Genomic DNA, 20717 nt, shown 5'->3' with positions numbered 1-20717 from the left:
TTATCCTTTCTCAGCAAGGCTGATGCACACTGCGGCAACTTGTTCAGTCGCATCCAGTACGGCAACGTCTCTCGCTCTTTGGCCCATACGGGCTAATTCTGTTCTGTCATTGGCGAGCAGTTGTAATTTGCCCGCCAGTTTATTCACGTCCAAGATGGCCTGTGGCAATAGGAAAGCTGCGCCAGCCTCAACCAATACTTGACCGTTACGGGTTTGGTGATCATCCACCGCATGGGGATAAGGCACCAGAATACTCGGTAGCCCCACCGCCGCTAACTCAGACACCGTCAGCGCACCGGCGCGGCACAATACCACATCAGCCCAGCGATAAGCGGCTTCCATGTCGTCGATAAACTCGGCGATATTCACGCCGCCATCTTGCCCATGTTGCTGATAAGCCGCCTTCACGCCCGCAAGATTATCTTTACCCACTTGATGCCATACCGTAACGGACTGCTGCTGACTCAGAATCGCAACCGCTTCAGGCATCAGATCGTTAAAGACTTTGGCGCCAAGGCTGCCACCGACAACTAATACTTTTAAGGCTTCATCAGCCTCTGGCTTTGGTTCTGCGCCTAAGGCAATCAATTCTTGGCGAATCGGATTACCAACAACCTTGGCCTTCACTGTGGTAAAGGTATTTTTAAAGGCACATAACACTTGCGTCGCAATCCGCGACAACAACTTGTTCGTCATCCCTGGGATGGCATTTTGCTCATGCAGTACCAATGGAATACCGGCTAATCTTGCCGCCACACCACCTGGGCCACTGGCGAATCCGCCCATGCCAAGCACGACATCGGGTTTAAACTCAGCAATCACGGCCTTAGCCTGCAATATTGAGCGCACCACTTTAAAGGGCGCCGCGAGTTTACGTATCAAACCATTGCCGCGCACACCTTTGATATCAATGAAATCAATATCAAATCCATACTGGGGCACTAAACGCGCCTCCATACGATCGGCCGTGCCTAACCAACGCACTTGCCAACCCTGTTGAGCTAGATACTTAGCCACTGCCAGCGCCGGGAACACATGTCCTCCCGTACCACCCGCCATGACTAAAATACGTTTTCCTGCTGGGGTCATCACTTCAATCTCCCTTGCACGGCCTGAACTAATGTCATGCGCCGTTCGTAATCAATGCGTAGCAACATCATGGCTGCCGCCGTCATGACCCATAAACTACTGCCGCCGTAGCTGATAAAAGGCAATGTCAGTCCTTTGGTCGGTAACATGCCGATACTCGCGCCGACATTAACCACAGTCTGGAAACACACCCAAATACCAATGGCGTAACCTAAATAACCTTCGAAGGGCTTATCCATGGCTAAGCACAAATTGCCCAAACGAATCGATCTCAGCGCCACAAACAGCAGCACAGATAACACGGCAATAATGCCGATAAAACCTAATTCCTCGCCGATCACGGCGAAGATAAAGTCAGTGTGCGCTTCGGGCAGATATTCTAATTTCTGAATACTGTTGCCCAGCCCTTGGCCGAACCAATCGCCACGGCCATAGGCCATCAAAGATTGCGTCAACTGGTAACCGCTACCGAAGGGATCTTGCCAAGGATCCATAAACGATGTCACCCGGCGCATACGGTAAGGTTCTAACAATACCAAAGCCACAAACGCCAACACACCGGCAAAAATCAGGGCGAAGAAGTCGAGTAAACGTGCCCCTGCTAAAAACAGCAGGCCAACGGTACCGACGAACAACACCACAACCGTCCCTAAGTCGGGCTGCATCAAAATCAGCACAGCGTAAATGGCAAATACCGCAATCGGTTTATAGAAACCCTTAGCGTTCTCGCGCACTTCCTGATGACGACGCACTAAATAGCCCGCCATGTAGATGGCAAAGGCAAACTTAGCGACTTCCGCCACTTGGATGCGTATTGGGCCTATCGATAACCAACGCGTCGCGCCGTTTACCGTAGTACCGACCACTAAAACCGCCAGTAACATCAAGCCCACAACCAATAGCAACATGGGGCTCCAGCGCTGCCAAGTTTGCATTTCAACTCTTAATACAAATGCCGCAATGACTAAGCAACCCACTAAATAACCCACATGGCGAGTCATAAAATAAAACGGGTTACCCGTGAGCGTTTGCGCTTCTGGCATTGAGGCCGACATCACCATCACAAAGCCAAAGCCAATCAAAGACAACACAGCCGCGAGCAAGGCGCGGTCGTACAATTGCACGCCCGGCACTTCGGTATCACGTTGCCAATTGGGCATTGCTGAACGCAAACGCCCAAATAGGCTGAGTTGTCTTACATCACTCGCCATTGAGTTGCTCCACAAGGTTTCTAAAATCGTCACCTCGAGCCATAAAGTTACTGTACATATCTAAACTGGCGCAGGCTGGCGACAATAAAACGATATCGCCAGAGGTCGCCAATTCAGCGGCTTTAGCCACCGCAGCCGCCATAGTCTCGACTCTGACCGCGCCGTCTTTTAAAGCGGCAATCTTTTTGCCATCACGACCTAAGGTAATGAGATGTGTCACTTTCGCTAACGCCACGCCTAAAGGTTTAAAATCAGCACCTTTACCGTCACCGCCAGCAATCAAAATAATATCGCCTAAGTGATCACTCAAACCATCGAGCGCGGCAACTGTGGCGCCGACGTTCGTCGCTTTTGAGTCATTGACATAGGTCACGCCATTCTTAATCCCAACCACTTCACAGCGATGGGATAAGCCGGTAAAGCTACGCGCCACTTTCGCCATAACCTGCTTATCAACACCGACAACATCCACAAGCGCCATTGCTGCGAGTAGGTTGGCATGGTTATGACTGCCAATCAGGGAGACTTCTGTGATCGGCATGATTTCGCTGCTGCCGTGAAAAATCTTGCTGTCGCTGATGCCCCATTCGTCCGCTTCTGGCGCAGCTAAACCAAAACTGTTTTGGTTCATTGGCTCTGGCGGTACGGTCAGTTTATCGTCGCGATTAAACAGCACGGCGCGGCTTTGTTTGTATAAACGTAATTTAGCTTCGCGGTAGGCAGCGATATCGCTGTATCTATCCATGTGGTCTTCGCTGATATTCAAACAGGTCGCCACCACACACTTAAGGCTATGGGTGGTTTCCAATTGAAAGCTCGACAACTCAAGCACAAACAAGTCGGCATTTTCATGCAGTAGATCCAGCGCAGGCACACCTATATTGCCACCAACGGCAACGGCAATACCCGCTTCCCTTGCCATTTCGCCCACAAGCGTAGTGACAGTTGATTTACCGTTAGAGCCAGTAATACCGATAACGCAAGGTTTACGGTCAGCAATCTCACGGGCAAATAGCTCCACATCGCCAATCACTTCGATGCCCATATCCACAGCGGCACGCACCTCTGGGGTATAAGTGGCAATGCCGGGACTGATAATGATCTGCGTCGCTTGCACGAGATAACGGCAATCGAATCCGCCAGAAATCAGCTTCACATCAGGAAAAGACGTCGCTAATGTTTCGGCGCCAGGAGGCTGCCGACGACTGTCCATCACCAATGGCGTAATGCCCTTTCCACACAAATAGCGTACGACGGACAAACCCGTTGCCCCTAAACCTAACACTATGTGTGAATACTGATTTTGCATAACCAATTACCTTAACTTCAACGTGGCTAAGCCAAGTAAGACGAGGAATATCGAGATAATCCAAAAACGCACTATCACCCGAGGTTCAGGCCAACCTTTTAACTCATAGTGATGGTGTATCGGCGCCATGCGGAAAATACGCTGGCCACGTAACTTATACGAACCCACCTGCAGAATGACTGACAGGGTTTCCATCACGAACACACCGCCCATGATCACTAACAAAATCTCTTGGCGAACGAGCACTGCGATCGTGCCCAGTGCAGCACCTAATGACAGTGAACCCACATCGCCCATGAAGACTTGCGCAGGGTAAGTGTTGAACCACAAAAAGCCCAGACCCGCACCGACAATGGCGGTACAGACAATCACAAGCTCACCCGAACCGGGTAAATGCGGAATATGTAAGTAGTTCGCAAACTGCGCGTGACCCGATAAATAAGCTATCAAGGCAAACGCCGCCGCGACCATTACCGTCGGCATAATTGCCAAACCGTCTAGGCCGTCGGTTAAGTTCACCGCATTGCTCGAACCCACAATCGTGAAGTACGCCAATACGATAAATACGGCGCCAAGTTGCGGCATCACGTCTTTAAAGAAAGGCACCACTAACTGAGTTTCACCTGGATTTGCCGCTGTGGCATACAGGAAAAAAGCAATGAGCAGCGCAGCTAAAGATTGCAGAATGTACTTCCAGCGCGCGATCAAACCTTTAGTGTCTTTACGCACCACTTTGCGGTAATCGTCGATAAAGCCGATCAAACCGAAACTGCCGAGCACAAACAACATCACCCACACATAGCGGCTACCGAGATCGCCCCACAGCAAAACGCTGATGAAGATAGCAGCTAATATGAGCAAGCCACCCATAGTCGGCGTGCCACGCTTACTAAAATGTGATTCTGGACCATCGTTACGCACGACCTGACCAATTTGCAGTAATTGCAAACGTTCAATCAGTTTAGGGCCAAACCATAAGCTAAAAACCAATGCGGTCAATAAGCCTAAAATGGCTCGAAACGTCACATAGGAAAACACGTTAAACCCGGTATGAAAACGGGTTAAATACTCGGCCAGATATACCAGCATTTACACTAACTCCCCACGCCCGAAGGCTACTGTTAGTCCATCCACGACCCGCTCCATGGCGGCGCTACGTGAACCTTTAACGAGAACCGTTACCTGTCCCGGTAACTGGTTAATATGCTTTATGAGTTCTTCTACTAACGTCGCCACACTGTCATAGTGCTCCGCACCGAAAGCTTGGCTCGTGTGCTGACTTAACGTTCCGGTGCAAAACAAGGCATCTATCCCCTGTTGCTTGGCCAGTTGCCCTAGTTCAGCGTGTAAAAGGGGCGCATTGTCGCCTAATTCTCCTAAATCTCCCAGTACCAGACAGCGATTTTCAGAAATTTCCTTTAACCAAGCGATTGCCGCCCCAACGGACACAGGATTCGCGTTATAGCTATCGTCGATTAGACGTACGCGTCCCAATTGACTCGGCTGCATGCGCCCTTTAACTGGCGTTAATTGGCTTAAGCCTTCGGCGATCTCTGTCAAACTTAATCCCAAGGCAATACAAACACTTGCAGCGGCGAGAGCATTACTCACCTGATGGCGGCCCGCCAGTGGCAAGACTACTTGGCAAGATTCACCTAAATAATTGAGCATAAAACGATAGCAGCCATCGGCATTGGCCTTATGACCTGTAGCGATGACATCGATATGACGTTTAGCGGCGCCATCTTGCTGGGAGAAACTCAGTTGCTTATAAGGTCTTGCCTTAACGCTCATAAAATCGGCGAAGGCATCATCGGCGTTGATGATGGCGGTGCCATCGGCCTGCAGATGATTAAAAATTTCCGACTTAGCCTGCGCGACCCCCGCTTGCGATCCAAATCCTTCTAAATGGGCACTGCCGACGTTATTCACCAGCGCCACGTTCGGACGCACGAGTCCCGAGGTGTAATCAATTTCACCTTTATGGTTAGCCCCGAGCTCGAATATCCCAAACTCATCCGCTGGCGTTAAACGCAGCAAGGTAAGCGGCACACCGATTTCATTATTGAAGTTACCAGCGGTATAGAGGATTTGATGCTTTGCCGACAGAATGGTCGCGATCATTTCCTTCACGCTGGTCTTGCCGTTTGAACCTGTTAACGCCACGCAAATCGGATTGATTTGGTCACGGACATAAGCCCCTATCGCGCCCATGGCTTTTTGGCAATCTGGCACAATCAGCTGCGGAATATCAAAGGCTAATTCGCGCTCGACCATTAACGCCGCGGCGCCATTCTCAATAGCGGTAGCAGCAAAATCATGGCCATCAAAACGCTCACCCTTTAAGGCAACAAACAGGGTTGCAGCGCCGATTTTGCGGCTATCACTGCTTAAATCTTCGATGGTGACGTCGTCACCGACTCGAAACGTACCTAAGTGTTGACTTAGGGTCTCGAGAGAAAGAGGGATCATCTTGATTGCTCCGATAACTGGCGTGCCAGAGCGCGTTCATCATAGTCATGACGCACACCTGCCGCCTCTTGGTAAGTTTCGTGGCCTTTGCCCGCAAGCAAGATCACATCGCCAGGCTTAGCCAATGCCACAACCTCTTTAATTGCTGCGATACGGTCAACCTGAGTCAATGCCTGCTGAGGGTGGGTTAGCCCTTGGATAATATCGGTAATAATTTGCGCGGGGTCTTCACTGCGCGCATTGTCGCTGGTCACCATAATGCGGTCGGCATATTGCTCTGCAGCTTTGCCCATCAAAGGACGCTTGCCCTTATCACGGTCGCCACCACAGCCAAATACGCACCATAAATCACCAGCACAATGGCGACGTAGCGCGTTTAACGCTTGTTCAATCGCATCTGGTGTATGGGCATAATCGACCACTAAGGTGATGTTATTCGCAGTCGTGAAACGCTCCATACGACCTGCGACGGGCGTTAGGTATTGCACTTGCTCGGCTAACGCTTTCATATCAAAACCTTGCAGATACAAGGCTGAGAGCGCCGCGAGTAAATTAGAGAGATTAAAGGCACCAAGTAGTGGTGAGTGAATTTCAGTTTCGTCCTCGGGCCACACTAAGGTTGCACTGACACCTTGATCGTCAAACTTGGCATTTTTAGTATAAAAAGCCGCGGCTTGATGACCTTCAATACTAAAGCCCCACATTTGCGCGGGCACAGATTTAAGTTCAGTCAACCAAGATGCACCAACCGCGTCGTCAAGATTCAATAAACCGTGACCTAAGGTGTTGAAACGAAATAGGCTTTGCTTAGCGGCGGCATAGCTTTCCATGTCGCCGTGGTAATCGAGGTGATCGCGCGTCAGATTGGTAAACACGGCAACATCGAATGGTACTGCATCGACGCGGCCTTGCACTAAGCCGTGGCTCGACACTTCCATGGCGCAGACACTCGCGCCTTGGGCTTCAAAGTCATGCAACTGACGCATTAAGGTGATCGCATCGGCTGTGGTATTGCCGCTATCGACAAGCTCGCCCCAGAGACCATTGCCAAGAGTGCCCATCACAGCGGCTTTGCGGCCGAGCGACGTTATCAGCTGGGCAATCAGTTGGCTTGTCGAGGTCTTACCATTAGTTCCAGTAATACCAATCACCCCAAGGGATGTTGTCGCAGACTGATGCGCTAATGGATAACGCTGGGCGGCGATGGCCGATACTTGGCGACTCAACTGGAAGAAATAAATCTGCACGCCGTGCTCGGCATTATCTCTGTGCAACACTTTGCCATGCTGATCAGCATCATCCGTATGGACTAATACGGCTGCGGCACCTAAATCTAAGGCTTTTTCAATAAACTGTCTGCCATCAACCTTATGTCCTGGCAGCGCCAAAAACACATCGCCGCGACGTATTGCGCGGCTATCTAGGGTCAAATCGTTGAAGGACTGCGCGCCGGCATAATGCAGCCAAGGCGCGAGCAGATCCCGTAATAACATCATTCTGCTCTCCCGGCGGCGATACCCGCCAATTGCACTTGTTCTTTATCGGTAATGGGTTCAACGTTTAACATTTGCAGTGCGCCAGACATGACTTTGGCAAATGCCGGCCCCGCCACTGAACCACCATAATAGAGATCGCCCTTAGGCTCGTTCACGACCACCACTATCGCTAACTTAGGATTATTCGCCGGGGCAACACCCGCAAATAAAGCAACATAATCATCACCATAACCGCCAGCAACCGCCTTACGACTTGTGCCTGACTTACCCGCAACCGGATAACCATCGATATGTGCCAAGGTGCCGGTGCCGCCTTTTTCTGTCACGCCGACCAGCATTTGCATCACATCGTGGGCCACATCTTCAGAAATAACTCGCTCACCGATGGGGGGCTTTTTCAGTTTCATAATTGAAACGGGGAATAAGGTGCCGCCATTGCCTAAAGTGGCATACATGCGCGCAAGTTGCAGTGTGGTTGCCGTTAAACCGTAACCGAAGGACAAGGTGGCGCGCTCAAAGTCAGACCAACGGTGGCGGTCTTGAATAACCCCCGCGCTTTCACCCGTAAGGTTGATCCCTGAGAAACTCCCAAGTCCCATAGATTGATAGGTGCCGAGTAACTGCTGCACCGGAATAGACAAGGCCAATTTACTGATGCCGACGTTACTGGATTTAGCCAGAATACGCGCCAAACTCATGTCGCCGTAGTTGGCAGGGTCGCGCACTTGGCGGCCGCCTAAACGCATCCAACCCGGTGAAGTTGCAATAATGTCGGTCGATTTAACTGTGCCCGCTTCAAGCGCCGCAGCAACTACAAAGGGCTTAATGGTCGAACCTGGCTCGAAGGTATCTGTCATAGCGCGATTACGCATTCTGAAGGTTTGCAGATTGTCGCGCGCATTGGGGTTGTACGATGGCGTATTCACCATCGCCAAGACTTCACCAGTATGAATATCGAGTACGACGATGGAACCTGAGGTCGCTTGGTTCATTTCTGTGGTGCGTTTCAGCTCGCGGTACGCTAACTGCTGAATCCGTTGATCTATGCTGAGCACAAGATCATTCGGGCTTTCGCCTTCTTGGATGATATCCAGCCGCTCAACCACATGACCATCGCGGGATTTACGCACTTTCTGTTTTGAAGGCGTGCCCGTTAGCCAGCTGTTATAAGCATTTTCTACGCCTTCAATCCCAACATCATCAATGTTTGTGATACCGATAAGCTGAGCAGTGATTTCACCACCAGGGTAATAGCGGCGGGATTCAGATTTGAGGAAAACACCGGGTAATTTCAGCTGAGTAATGTAATCCGCAACCGCAGGGGTAATTTGGCGTTTCAAGTAGGTAAAGCGTTTGGTGGGATTACTGCGCACCCGATCTAATATGTCTTCTACGGGTTCATGCAACACATCAGCTAAAGCTTGCCAGCGACGCATATCCGCAAAACCATTGTTATCGTTAACTTGTTTAGGATCGGCCCAAACGGCACGCACTGGCACACTGACGGCCAACATGTCGCCATTGCGATCGGTGATCAAACCACGCTGCACCTCACGGCTCGTGGTCCGTAAGGTACGCATATCGCTTTCATGGCGTAATTTGTCAGGCTCGATAATTTGAATGTAGGCCGCGCGTCCCACTAGGCTGCAAAATAGCGTACACACAAACCCCACCACTACGTATAAACGCCAATGGATTAGTTGTGGTTTCTGCGGTTTGCTTACCCGTTTGATTTTCGCTTGCCTAGTCATATCTTCCCTATACTCACGGCACCTTTACCACAACTTCTTCGCTGGGTAACGGACGACTCATGTTGAGTTCCTTAGAGGCAATGCGCGTAATACGACTGTGTTCAGTCTGCGATTGCTCTTCTAATAATAAATTGCGCCACTCAATATCTAATCTGTCTCGCTCCTGCAGTAACTGGTCCCACTGGGTAGTTAGTTGGCGGCTAATATGGCTGCCATAAACAACCGCGACCGCATTGCAGAGCACGAGCAGAGCTAATAACAAGATCCATTTGTGCAGCCATAAATCGTGTAAGACGATCCGTGGCAGATTGATCGAGGGCTTACTCACAGTGCGCCCCTTAGTAATCTAAACGCTCGGCAATGCGTAACACTGAGCTGCGAGCTCTGGCATTGCGTTCGATTTCTTCGTCGGATGGCATAATCGCCTTGCCCACGGCGCGTAACTTACGCGACTTGTTAATTTGATCTTCAGTGACTGGAAAACCGTGCGGCACACTTTCGCCTTGGCTATGGCGGCGAATAAAGCGCTTCACGATACGATCTTCTAAAGAATGGAAACTGATGACCGACAAGCGCCCTTGGGGAGCTAGTACATTGACCGCACCTTCAAGCGCTTGATCAATTTGATCTAATTCACTGTTGATATAAATCCGGATGGCCTGAAACACCCGAGTCGCTGGGTGCTTATTGCGTTCTTTACTTTTAGTGATACGCGCGATCAAATCGGCTAAATCTTTAGTTCGTAAAAACGGGGTTTTTTCACGATCCGCAGCGATACAACGAGCAATATGGCGGGCGTTTTTCTCTTCGCCATAGGTCTTAAATACCCAAGCCATATCCTCAATTTCTGCGCGGGCTAACCACTGAGCAGCCGTTTGACCTTGACTGTTATCCATGCGCATATCGAGCGGGCCATCACGCATAAAACTAAAACCACGTTCGGCATCGTCGAGCTGAGGTGAAGACACACCTAAATCGAGTAATACGCCATCTATTTTGCCCACAAGCCCAAGCTCTTCGACATAATCGGCTAATTGGCCAAAACCACCATGCACGATTTGAAAGCGTGGATCGTCAGCAAATTGTTTTGCCGCTTCAATCGCTTGAGGGTCACGGTCGATTGCGATCAATCGGCCATTTTCACCGAGTTGCTGCAACACTTGTCTTGAATGACCACCGCGGCCGAACGTGCCATCGATATAGATGCCATCGTCTTTGATGTTTAAACCGCCAACCGTTTCTGCTAGCAGCACGGATAAATGGGCAAATTCCTGACTCATTACTCTCTTCTTATTTAGTTATCGCGACTCGTTAAAGTGAAAAATCCGCGAGACGCTCGTTACTAGCAAGCTCCTCACTTCGAATCGTTTCCTGACACTCATCGATTTGCTGCAGCCAAGATTGCTCATCCCACAGCTCAAATTTGTTCAATTGCCCCACCAGCATGATGCGCTTATCTAAATTGGCATATTGCCTTAGCGGTGGCGGCAGTAATATGCGCCCATTACCGTCGAGCTCCACTTCGTGGGCGTAACCGAGTAACAGACGTTTTAACGATCTCTGGGTTTTATCGGTATCGGAAAGCTTTAACAACTTAGCTTCGATCAATTCCCATTCATGGATTGGATACAAGAGTAAACAAGCGGATTGGATGTCGACGGTAATCACGATGCGGCCTTGGTGCTCAAGCTGCAAAGGTTCGCGGTATCGCACTGGAATAGCGATCCGTCCCTTTGTATCTAAGTTGATAGCACTGGCTCCACGAAACACGCTAATTCATCCTTTCCTGTGATTTTTGATCCACAAATATCCACTATTTCCCACAACTGCTAAGTTTAGGGACAGTCGACAAGCAATGTCAAGGGATGGGATCCTTTTATAAATCCAGTCGGCAAGCGGGTTAGCAGCATGTTGAGCACTTAACCTAGCGACAAACTTTTGACATGAAAGACCACGAGAGATCGACTAAACAGAAGAAACTACAGGAATAAATTGCGCCGAAATATTCAGCAACCTTTTGCTTTCAGGCGCTTGCGATGAAAAAAATGGGGGATTAATTCTGTATTTGTGGGATTTTACGGGTCGAGGAATAACCTTAAACCCAAAAAAGTAACAAAATAAACTTAAATTCAACCTTGTTAGACAGTCAAAAAAGAGTTGGATTTAGCACGAAAATCTAAATAATTATCCGAAATAAAGACGATCATCTTTTTGCTGATGGTTGAATATTAATTTCACGATTGCGAGAAAGCTCAACGTTCCCACTCCAAATCCCGCAAAAGCACCACGCGAATCCAACAAACTCACCTCAATTTTGCACTCGCCACTACACTATTGGTTCCTTCTCAAGCACTGTGGTTGCTTCACAATAAGTGCCGCTTTGGTTAGCATCGATTGCTCATGCTTAGATCTTAACCCCCCCCTCATTCGCCTTAACGACTTAAACCGCGTATAGTCTAAATATTGACCGACTCCTGCCGATAACATGTTAAGAGGTGTAATAACAAGGAGGCGTTATGAGTGGATTGGATAGCATTTATGCCATGCTGGCGCAGCCAGTGAAAGCCGTGTTGCACCCTAAACGGGTCGTCGACCAAGTGAGTAGTGCAACCGCAAATGCCCCCGATAGCCATGAAACACCGCAGTCGCAGTTACCCCCAACGTTAGAAGGGCGCGACACGAAAGTCAGGGAGAGACGCAAAGATGCTGATAACAACAAGAATAAGAAACGCCGTGCATCGGATGAGCCTGAAGAATTAAAAGAAGGTGTCGTGCTTGAAGTGACCGACGATACCGCGGAAATCAAAAAGCCACCGAGCCAACATATTATTGATGTTGAAGTATAAATCCGTACTGATATAAAACGGAAAAGGCGCAATCCTATTGGATTAGCGCCTTTTTATTCACCACAATCGAGTCATATTTCAAACCAACTCAATATCAAACTCAATATCAAATCTAAGCATGCCTCAAGTCCAACGACTTGAGTTGAATAGCTTAAGTCGAATAGCTTAGGCGCGAGTTCTGGCGACGGCATCCTGCCAACCTGCGTATAACCGCACCCGAGTCTCGGCATCAATATTGGGGATGAAATGCTTATCGATACAAGCTTTATGTTCAAGCTCTATGACACTCTCCCAAAAGCCCACCGCCAACCCAGCTAAAAATGCCGCGCCCAAAGCGGTTGTCTCACAAACACTCGGCCTTAATACTTCGACATCGGTGATATCGGCTTGAAACTGCATCAAAAAATCATTGGCGACCGCACCGCCATCCACCTTTAAACGCTTAAGGCTGACGCCACTGTCTTTGGTCATGGCATCGAGTAAATCTTTACTCTGATAAGCAATGGATTCTAACGCCGCCCGAATAATATGATTACGGTTGGCGCCACGGGTTAAACCAAATAGTGCGCCACGGGCATTGGGATCCCAATAGGGCGCCCCGAGTCCAACAAAAGCGGGCACTAAATACACGCCATTGGTATCAGCAACCTTAGAGGCAAAATACTCAGTATCACTGGCGTCACGAATAAGCCCAAGTTCATCCCGCAGCCATTGAATGGTCGCGCCACCCATGAAGACTGAACCTTCGAGGGCATAGTTCACTTCGCCCTTCGGTCCCACGGCAACTGTGGTCAGTAACCCATGGTTAGAGCGCACCGCTTTGGTCCCGGTATTCATCAATAAAAAACAACCAGTGCCATAGGTATTCTTCGCCATGCCGGGCTCGACACACAGCTGGCCAAAAAGCGCCGCTTGTTGGTCGCCCGCCATCCCCGCGACTTGGATTTCACTGCCTTCACCGGCAATCCGCGTAGTGCCATAGACGCTGCAGGAAGGCTTTACTTCGGGCAACAAAGACAAGGGTATGTCTAAAGCTTCAAGTAACTTGTTATCCCAAGTCAGGCTATGGATATTAAACAGCATAGTACGGGCGGCATTGGTAGGATCTGTGACATGCACTTTGCCCTCGGTTAACTTCCACACTAGCCAAGTATCGATAGTGCCGAACAACAACTCACCGCGTTCAGCTTGCGCACGGGCATTGGGCACATTATCTAGAATCCACTTGATCTTAGTGCCTGAAAAATAAGGGTCGAGTAATAGACCTGTGTTTTCACGCACATACTCTTCTAGCCCTTGAGCTTTGAGTTGCTCACAAATTTCAGAGCTACGACGGCACTGCCACACAATCGCGTTATAGATAGGTTTACCTGTGGCTTTCTCCCAAATGACAGTGGTTTCCCGCTGATTGGTAATGCCAATCGCGGCCACTTCATCGCTGTGGATCCCCGCGCGCGCCAGCACTTCAATTAATACTGAACTCTGGCTTGCCCAGATCTCCATGGGATCATGCTCGACCCAACCCGGATTCGGATACAACTGGGTGAATTCCCGCTGGGACACGCTGACAATGTTTGCGTCGTGATCGAACACTATCGCCCTTGAGCTGGTCGTGCCTTGATCTAAGGCCACCACGTATTTTTTCTGCACACTACTATCCTATCTGAACTCTCCGCCGCCTTTTTATGCCGGTGAGAGTTAACATGATCCACTTCTTATGCAATGAATATATTCGGAATTTGCCGCCATGACCAGCAAGCAAGCCGTAAAACAAGATAACGCCACCATGCTATAGCCATAAAAAAGCCCTGAAGATTCAGGGCTTTTTTAAACTACGCAGAACTTACATCTTATAGCTCATCTGGATACCCGCAAGCCACACATCGCCGCTCGCTTCACCGTTAAAGTTAACGGCCGCTAAGCCCAGTAGGTTTTGCTGTTCGTTGATTGGCGCATCGCCTGTTGCTTTGATATACGTCACCGCAAAATCAACATTCAGATTCTTAGTCGCCTGATAACCGGCGCCGACAGAGAACCACAGACGGTCAGAGTCTGGAATTGTAGTTGTGCGCCACTCGTCATTTGCTGCCGTTTTGTCTAAAGCAACACCGGCACGCACTAACCAGTCATTATTCACTTGATAAGTGGTTCCCAGCGCGAAACGCCAGTTATCTTCAAAGTGTTCTTCTTTAACTAAATCAGACTCTAAATCGCCCTTAGGTTTAACGTCACCAGGGAAATAAGCCACCAGCTGATCAAATACACTCCAATTTGTCCAGTTCACGCTCGCGTGCATGGCCCAGTTATCGGTCAATTGATGATGGGAAGCTATCTCTGCAAAGGCGGGCAATTCAAGGGGTAAATAACCTTCGATAGACACATCTTGGCCGCCGGTATACAAGACGCCAGAAGCATGACCATCTAAGTCCAGTTGCACACCACTGTGATACGCAAAACCTAAACGGTGAGCCGGATTAATTTGCCAGCTTGCACCTAACTGCCAGCCGTAACCCACATCATCCCCCTTCATGCTTTTCAGCTCAGTGCCACCAGGAGGTAACACAGCCTGCACAGGAGCCGGCAGAGCAGGTTTGATGCCATCAACCCAACCGGGTAATGACGCACCAATTTCGCCTTCACCATAAACGATACGTACACCAGCACCGACGCTAACAGCATCATTGATGCGATAAGCGATGTTTGGATTAAACTCAACGGTTGTAACCGAAGTCTTGTTACCAAAAATAGCCGCGGCGTGAGTCGCAGGTAATTCAGTGGCTAGACCATAGTTAGAATTTACCGCTAGGCCCCAAGTCCATTGATCATTTAACTGATTTGAGTAATAAAAGTTTGGCACCAGTGCGTCATCGGCCACATCCAGTGCATCGCCACCTTTCATAACAACAGGATCTGGGCCAAGCAACGGCGAGCTAATGCTGACATCGCCAGTCACATCGACGTTTGGCATGACATAAATACCACCCGTCGATAACTGACGACCTTCGAGATAAGTCAACATGGCTGGATTACGTGCTTGAGCCGAAGCGTTATCCGCCATAGCCGCTTCACCGGCAAAGGCGCGGCCTAAGCCTGTGGCAGAATATTCGGCTAATTGAAAACCAGCGGCATGGAGTTGAGTCGTTGAACTTAACAAGGCTGCAGTGACAGCCAAAGTCAGAAGACGTTTTTGCATCGTTATTCTCTAATAATATTATTGTTATCTGTACTACTTAAATTAGTACTGCGGCGTTCAGGCAAAATAGAGCAAACACTCCATATTGAATGCGAAGCAGTTTACTTATGCAGAAGATGTTTGCAACCAAAGGAGATAAAACAGACAAAAACTCTAGCTAACGATGACTTTAAAACAGATTTAGTGACCAATATCACCATTTAAACAAAACTCAGCCTATATTCGCCCAGTTACTATTCGCAACGCTGATTAACTCAACATGGTTAAATAAAAAAATAACCATAATAAACAACAAAATAAAATAAAAAATCTCAGAAACACGTGTAAATCATTCAGATGTAACAAATTCAGCATAAATCACTATCGATACAAAAATTCTATGACACACAAACAGCAATAAAAATTTATCACTTCAAATACAATTAGTTAAACCATGAGCAGATGATGATTTAAAACAAAAGCGCCTAGGTGTTAACCTAGGCGCTTAAATATGGACTCAACACCAGTACAAATGTGCGCTGAAAAACTAACGGCGCCAGCCTTGGATTTGGGTTTCGTACTGACTGATTTGCGCAGCATGGGACAAGGTCAGTCCAATCGCATCTAAACCGTTTAGCAACTTATGCCTTGCCGATTCTGCCAGCGTAAAACTAAACTCGGCGCCCGACGGTGAAATCACTTTGCAGCTTGTAAGATCAACCGTAATTTGTGCACCAGCTTCTGCCGTCACTTCATCCATTAATTGGCGCACCTGCGCGTGGGTTAACGCCACAGGTAATAGGCCGTTATTGATTGAGTTACCGTAAAAAATGTCAGCAAAACTCGGCGCAATAATCGCACGCAGACCAAAGTCTACCAGCGCCCAAGGCGCATGTTCGCGGCTTGAACCACAACCAAAGTTTTCCTGCGCCAATAAAATCGACGCGCCTTTATAACGAGGCTGATTCAATGAAAACTCAGGGTTAGGCAGATCGCCCGCATCATCTAAATAACGCCAGTCGTGAAATAAGTGCACGCCAAAACCATCGCGCGTCACCTTAGACAAAAACTGTTTCGGAATGATCTGATCCGTATCGATATTGGTGCTGTCTATCATGACCGCAAGCCCGGTATGGGTTGTAAAAGGTTGCATTAACTTCTCCTCTTGGGTTTACGGTAATTAGTAAGGTTTACGAATATCGACAAAATGTCCTGCAACTGCAGCGGCTGCGGCCATCGCCGGGCTCACCAAATGAGTACGACTACCGCGACCTTGGCGACCTTCGAAGTTACGATTACTGGTCGACGCGCAGCGATCGCCCGCTTCTAATCTGTCATCGTTCATCGCTAAACACATAGAGCAACCCGGTAAACGCCACTCAAACCCCGCTTCGATAAAGATTTTATCTAAGCCTTCGGCTTCAGCTTGCGCTTTCACTTGGCCAGAACCTGGAACGACAATGGCGGTGACACCACTCGCGACTTTACGGCCTTTGGCATGTACGGCGGCGCTGCGTAAATCTTCAATCCGTGAGTTAGTACAAGAACCGATAAACACCTTGTTGATACTGATGTCTGTCATCGGCGTACCCGCACTCAGGCCAATGTATTCTAAAGCCTTTTCCATACTAGCTCGGGTGCTTGGGTTGGCTTCATTAATGGGATCTGGTACTTTGCCATCGATTGCCACTACTTGGCCTGGGTTAGTACCCCAAGTCAATTGCGGCGCAATATCGGCAGCATCTAACTCAACGACAGCATCAAACACGGCGCCGTCATCGGTTTTAATGGCTTTCCAGTAAGCGACAGCCTCTGCCCAATCTTCGCCCTTTGGCGCAAACTCGCGGCCTGCTAAATAATCGAAAGTGGTTTGATCCGGCGCGACCATGCCCGCCTTCGCGCCCATCTCAATCGCCATGTTGCACACTGTCATGCGGCCTTCCATCGACAGGGCTTCGATCGCCTCACCGCAGAACTCCACCACGTAACCCGTGCCACCATCCATGCCGATTTTGCCAATAATAGCGAGGACGATATCTTTGGCGGTCACGCCATCGGTGACATAACCACGCACTTCAATCTTCATGGTTTTAGCTTTTAACTGACGCAGCGTTTGCGTTGCTAACACGTGCTCAACTTCCGAAGTGCCAATCCCAAACGCCAATGCGCCAAAGGCGCCGTGGGTGGCGGTATGGGAATCGCCACACACAATCACAGTGCCGGGTAAGGTAATGCCTAGCTCAGGGCCCATCACATGCACAATCCCTTGATTAGGATGGTGAATATCATATAAGCGCACGTCAAAGTCTTTACAGTTTTGCGCTAGGGTTTCTACCTGAGTGCGCGCCATAGGGCTTAGGGCATCTAAACTGGCGCTGCGAGTAGAAGTATTATGATCCATAGTCGCAAAGGTTTTTTCCGGCGCACGCAGCTTACGGCCCGCGACCTTCAAACCGCTGAATGCTTGTGGTGACGTCACTTCATGGACTAAATGTCTGTCGACATAAATGACCGGCGCTTCGCCCTCGGGAGAAGCAACGATATGTGCATCCCATACTTTTTGGTACAAGGTCTTTGCGTTCGTCATTACACACCTTCCTTTATAGCATTGGCGATAAAGTCACCCATTTCTGCCGTCGATTTAGCCTCGCTACGCTTGTCGCTGCTCAACAGCTCGCCAGTTAAATAGCCAGAGTTCAAGGCTTTGCTCACGGCGCGCTCAATCGCACTCGCCGCTTCTTCTTGTTTCAAGCTATGACGCAACATTAATGCTGCCGACAGAATTTGCGCGACTGGGTTGGCTATCCCTTTACCTGCGATATCCGGCGCACTGCCACCTGCTGGTTCGAATAAACCAAAACCACTGCTGTTCATGCTCGCCGAGGACAACAAGCCCATAGAGCCCGTTAACATGGCGATTTCGTCGGATAAAATGTCACCGAACAGGTTAGAACATAACATAACATCGAACTCATCGGGGCGACGCAGCAGTTGCATGGTCGCGTTATCGATATAGATATGTTCCAGCTCGACATCGGGAAAATCAACCGCCACTTCTTCAACCACTTGGCGCCACAACACTGAACAAGCCAGTACGTTGGCTTTATCCACTGAGGTGACTTTTTTACGGCGACCACGAGCGGCTTCAAAGGCGATGCGGGCGATACGGCTAATTTCGCGGCGGCTATAACGCATGGTATCGAAGGCTTCTTCATTCTCGCCTTCACCTTGGCGGCCCTTTGGTTTACCAAAATAAATGCCGCCGGTTAACTCACGCACACATAAAACATCAAAGCCACGGGCAGAGATATCGCTACGCAGCGGTGACATATGCTCTAGGCCATCGTGCAGTTTGGCTGGGCGCAGATTGCAAAACAGTTCGAAGTGACCACGCAGAGGCAATAGCGCGCCGCGCTCAGGTTGTTCATTTGGCGGTAACTTTTCCCACTTAGGGCCACCGACTGACCCAAATAGAATCGCATCGGCCGCTTCACAACCTTTTAGCGTGGCATCGGGTAGTGGGCAACCGTGGTTATCGATGGCAATACCGCCGACATCGTATTGCGTATATTCGATATTCAAATCGAATCGCGCTTCCACTTCTCGCAGCACTTTACGCGCCTCTGCCATCACTTCTGGGCCGATCCCGTCCCCTGCTAATACTGCTACTTGATAACTCATACGCCAGCAAACTCCTTTAAATATGAATGCTTTATGCTCGACCTTGCTATTCTTTGGATGCTTTTAGCGACTAAACGCCGCCTAGCTCTCGATTCTTTTGCATGCTTTGTTTGTAATCGGCGACCTTGTCTGCGCGGCACGTTAAGTTCATCACATGCACTAAAGCGCGCGCCGAGGCTTCAACGACATCGGTCGCTAAACCTACACCGTGGAAGTTTTGCTCGTGGTAAACGGCGGTAATGTCCACTTGACCTAAGGCATTTTGGCCTACGCCCTTAGCGCCTAACTTGTAGCTGATGATGTCGATACGACGATCAGTAGCACGGGCAATGGCGTTATAGGCGGCATCAACGGGACCATTACCAGTTGCGGCTTCGGTTTTAATTTCACCGCCCACTTCGATACGAACGGTCGCTGTGGCAACGCCTTCGGTAGAGTCAGACTGCACCACTAATTGCTGCAATTGATAGTGATTATCTTCTTCGGCCTGCGCTTCCATAAAGGCTAAGGCTTCTAAATCATAATCAAATACTTGGCCTTTTTTATCCGCCAATTTTAGGAACTCTTCGTACAGCGCATCCATATTGTAATCGTGCTCGCTATAACCCATTTCTTCCATGCGATGCTTGATCACATGGCGACCAGAGCGCGAAGTCATATTCAAATTGTTGCGATTCAAACCTATGCTTTCTGGCGTCATGATTTCATAGGTATTTTGCGCTTTCAGCATGCCATCCTGATGGATACCCGACGAATGGGTAAAGGCATTGGCACCGACAATCGCTTTGTTAGCCTGCACAGGCATGTTGCATAACTGGCTGACTAAATTAGAAGTACGGTGGATTTCCTTGGCGTTAATGCCTGTTTCCAAACCCAGCATGCCCTTACGCGTCGCTAAAATCATAGCGATCTCTTCCAATGAACAGTTACCCGCACGCTCACCTATACCATTGATCGTACATTCGATTTGACGCGCACCGTGTTGCACTGCGGTTATCGAGTTCGCCACTGACAAACCTAAGTCATCGTGGCAATGCACTGAGATCACCGCTTGGTCGATGTTCGGCACGCGGTTAAACAGGGTTTGGATAATATTGCCAAACTCGCTTGGCACTGTGTAACCGACCGTATCGGGAATGTTAATGGTACGCGCGCCAGCAAGAATGGCGGCCTCCACCATGCGACACAGATTGTCGATTGGCGTGCGTCCCGCATCCTCACAGGAAAACTCCACATCGTCGGTAAAGCGACGGGCGTATTTCACTGCGCCCACCGCCATCTCTAACACTTGATCAAACGAGCGCTTCAGCTTGCTTTCCACATGAATCGTCGATGTCGAGATAAACGTATGGATACGGAATTGCTCTGCAACAGACAAGGCCTGCGCCGCTGCATCGATGTCCTTTTCAAGTGCACGGGATAACGCACAAACGCGGCTATTTTTGATGGTGCGCGCTATGGTTTGCACCGACTCAAAATCACCGGGTGATGAGACTGGAAAACCCACTTCCATCACATCAACACCTAGACGTTCCAGCGCCATGGCGATCTGTAACTTTTCTTTGACCGAAAGGCTTGCGGCTAACGCCTGCTCACCATCACGTAAGGTCGTATCAAATATAATTACTCTGTTAGACATCTCGCTTCTCCATGGAACGTCATCGTTCATTATTTAACTTTTGCCGTATTC

At 49.3% G+C, this 20717-nt stretch carries 17 protein-coding genes; 1 reads left to right on the top strand and 16 read right to left on the bottom strand.

Going from position 1 to position 20717, the window contains the following annotated elements; all coding sequences use genetic code 11:
- The 10 genes from murG to mraZ are packed head-to-tail and all read right to left on the bottom strand — an operon-like array spanning position 1 to position 11098.
- On the bottom strand, positions 1–1089 hold the full coding sequence (gene murG, locus AC5YB3_RS14030; RefSeq protein ID WP_006079894.1) for an undecaprenyldiphospho-muramoylpentapeptide beta-N-acetylglucosaminyltransferase: 1089 nt from the start codon (positions 1087–1089) through the stop codon (positions 1–3).
- Positions 1089–2300, bottom strand: coding sequence for a cell division protein FtsW (gene ftsW / locus AC5YB3_RS14025; RefSeq protein WP_012586607.1), 1212 nt, complete (start codon positions 2298–2300; stop codon positions 1089–1091). Before ftsW ends, murG begins: the two co-directional genes overlap by 1 nt.
- Positions 2290–3609, bottom strand: coding sequence for a UDP-N-acetylmuramoyl-L-alanine--D-glutamate ligase (murD, locus tag AC5YB3_RS14020; RefSeq protein ID WP_494525543.1), 1320 nt, complete (start codon positions 3607–3609; stop codon positions 2290–2292). The genes ftsW and murD overlap by 11 nt, the downstream gene beginning before the upstream one ends.
- A 6-nt stretch (positions 3610–3615) precedes the next feature.
- Positions 3616–4698, bottom strand: coding sequence for a phospho-N-acetylmuramoyl-pentapeptide-transferase (gene mraY, locus AC5YB3_RS14015; RefSeq protein WP_006079891.1), 1083 nt, complete (start codon positions 4696–4698; stop codon positions 3616–3618).
- Complete coding sequence (locus AC5YB3_RS14010) at positions 4699–6081, bottom strand: UDP-N-acetylmuramoyl-tripeptide--D-alanyl-D-alanine ligase (RefSeq protein ID WP_259521572.1); 1383 nt, start codon at positions 6079–6081, stop codon at positions 4699–4701. It lies immediately after the preceding gene.
- A complete protein-coding gene (gene murE / locus AC5YB3_RS14005) occupies positions 6078–7577 on the bottom strand; it encodes a UDP-N-acetylmuramoyl-L-alanyl-D-glutamate--2,6-diaminopimelate ligase (RefSeq protein WP_494525542.1) in 1500 nt (499 codons plus the stop codon). The genes AC5YB3_RS14010 and murE overlap by 4 nt, the downstream gene beginning before the upstream one ends.
- Positions 7574–9328 carry a peptidoglycan glycosyltransferase FtsI gene (locus AC5YB3_RS14000; protein ID WP_011982223.1) on the bottom strand — a complete coding sequence of 585 codons (1755 nt, stop codon included), beginning with the start codon at positions 9326–9328 and terminating at the stop codon, positions 7574–7576. Before AC5YB3_RS14000 ends, murE begins: the two co-directional genes overlap by 4 nt.
- Before the next feature lie 13 nt (positions 9329–9341).
- On the bottom strand, positions 9342–9656 hold the full coding sequence (gene ftsL / locus AC5YB3_RS13995; RefSeq protein ID WP_006079887.1) for a cell division protein FtsL: 315 nt from the start codon (positions 9654–9656) through the stop codon (positions 9342–9344).
- A gap of 10 nt (positions 9657–9666) precedes the next feature.
- Positions 9667–10608 carry a 16S rRNA (cytosine(1402)-N(4))-methyltransferase RsmH gene (gene rsmH / locus AC5YB3_RS13990; RefSeq protein WP_226059360.1) on the bottom strand — a complete coding sequence of 314 codons (942 nt, stop codon included), beginning with the start codon at positions 10606–10608 and terminating at the stop codon, positions 9667–9669.
- 31 nt (positions 10609–10639) lie between these two features.
- The gene (gene mraZ, locus AC5YB3_RS13985) at positions 10640–11098 is read right to left on the bottom strand and encodes a division/cell wall cluster transcriptional repressor MraZ (RefSeq protein WP_011982222.1); all 459 of its coding nucleotides are present in this window, start codon (positions 11096–11098) and stop codon (positions 10640–10642) included.
- A gap of 746 nt (positions 11099–11844) precedes the next feature.
- Here mraZ and AC5YB3_RS13980 point away from each other — a divergent pair.
- Positions 11845–12174 (top strand): hypothetical protein, encoded by a 330-nt coding sequence (locus AC5YB3_RS13980; RefSeq protein ID WP_107403412.1) that lies wholly within the window; start codon positions 11845–11847, stop codon positions 12172–12174.
- 165 nt (positions 12175–12339) lie between these two features.
- Here the strand turns inward: AC5YB3_RS13980 and glpK are convergent, their stop codons facing one another.
- From glpK to leuA, 6 genes are all read right to left on the bottom strand, one after another.
- Complete coding sequence (gene glpK, locus AC5YB3_RS13975) at positions 12340–13824, bottom strand: glycerol kinase GlpK (RefSeq protein WP_006079883.1); 1485 nt, start codon at positions 13822–13824, stop codon at positions 12340–12342.
- A gap of 193 nt (positions 13825–14017) precedes the next feature.
- The gene (locus tag AC5YB3_RS13970; RefSeq protein ID WP_494525541.1) at positions 14018–15367 is read right to left on the bottom strand and encodes an outer membrane protein transport protein; all 1350 of its coding nucleotides are present in this window, start codon (positions 15365–15367) and stop codon (positions 14018–14020) included.
- Positions 15368–15893: 526 nt separating this feature from the next.
- The gene (gene leuD, locus AC5YB3_RS13965; protein ID WP_494525540.1) at positions 15894–16499 is read right to left on the bottom strand and encodes a 3-isopropylmalate dehydratase small subunit; all 606 of its coding nucleotides are present in this window, start codon (positions 16497–16499) and stop codon (positions 15894–15896) included.
- 27 nt (positions 16500–16526) lie between these two features.
- Complete coding sequence (leuC, locus tag AC5YB3_RS13960; protein WP_494525539.1) at positions 16527–17933, bottom strand: 3-isopropylmalate dehydratase large subunit; 1407 nt, start codon at positions 17931–17933, stop codon at positions 16527–16529.
- Complete coding sequence (gene leuB, locus AC5YB3_RS13955; RefSeq protein ID WP_006079879.1) at positions 17933–19027, bottom strand: 3-isopropylmalate dehydrogenase; 1095 nt, start codon at positions 19025–19027, stop codon at positions 17933–17935. Before leuB ends, leuC begins: the two co-directional genes overlap by 1 nt.
- Before the next feature lie 70 nt (positions 19028–19097).
- Entirely contained in the window at positions 19098–20666 is a 1569-nt protein-coding gene (gene leuA, locus AC5YB3_RS13950) for a 2-isopropylmalate synthase (RefSeq protein ID WP_011982220.1), read from the bottom strand.
- Positions 20667–20717: the final 51 nt, after the last annotated feature.

It is taken from the genome of Shewanella sp. 1311 (assembly GCF_059338235.1).
The sequence above is the reverse complement of the archived record's forward strand: the minus strand, read 5'-3'. Positions and strand labels throughout refer to the sequence as shown.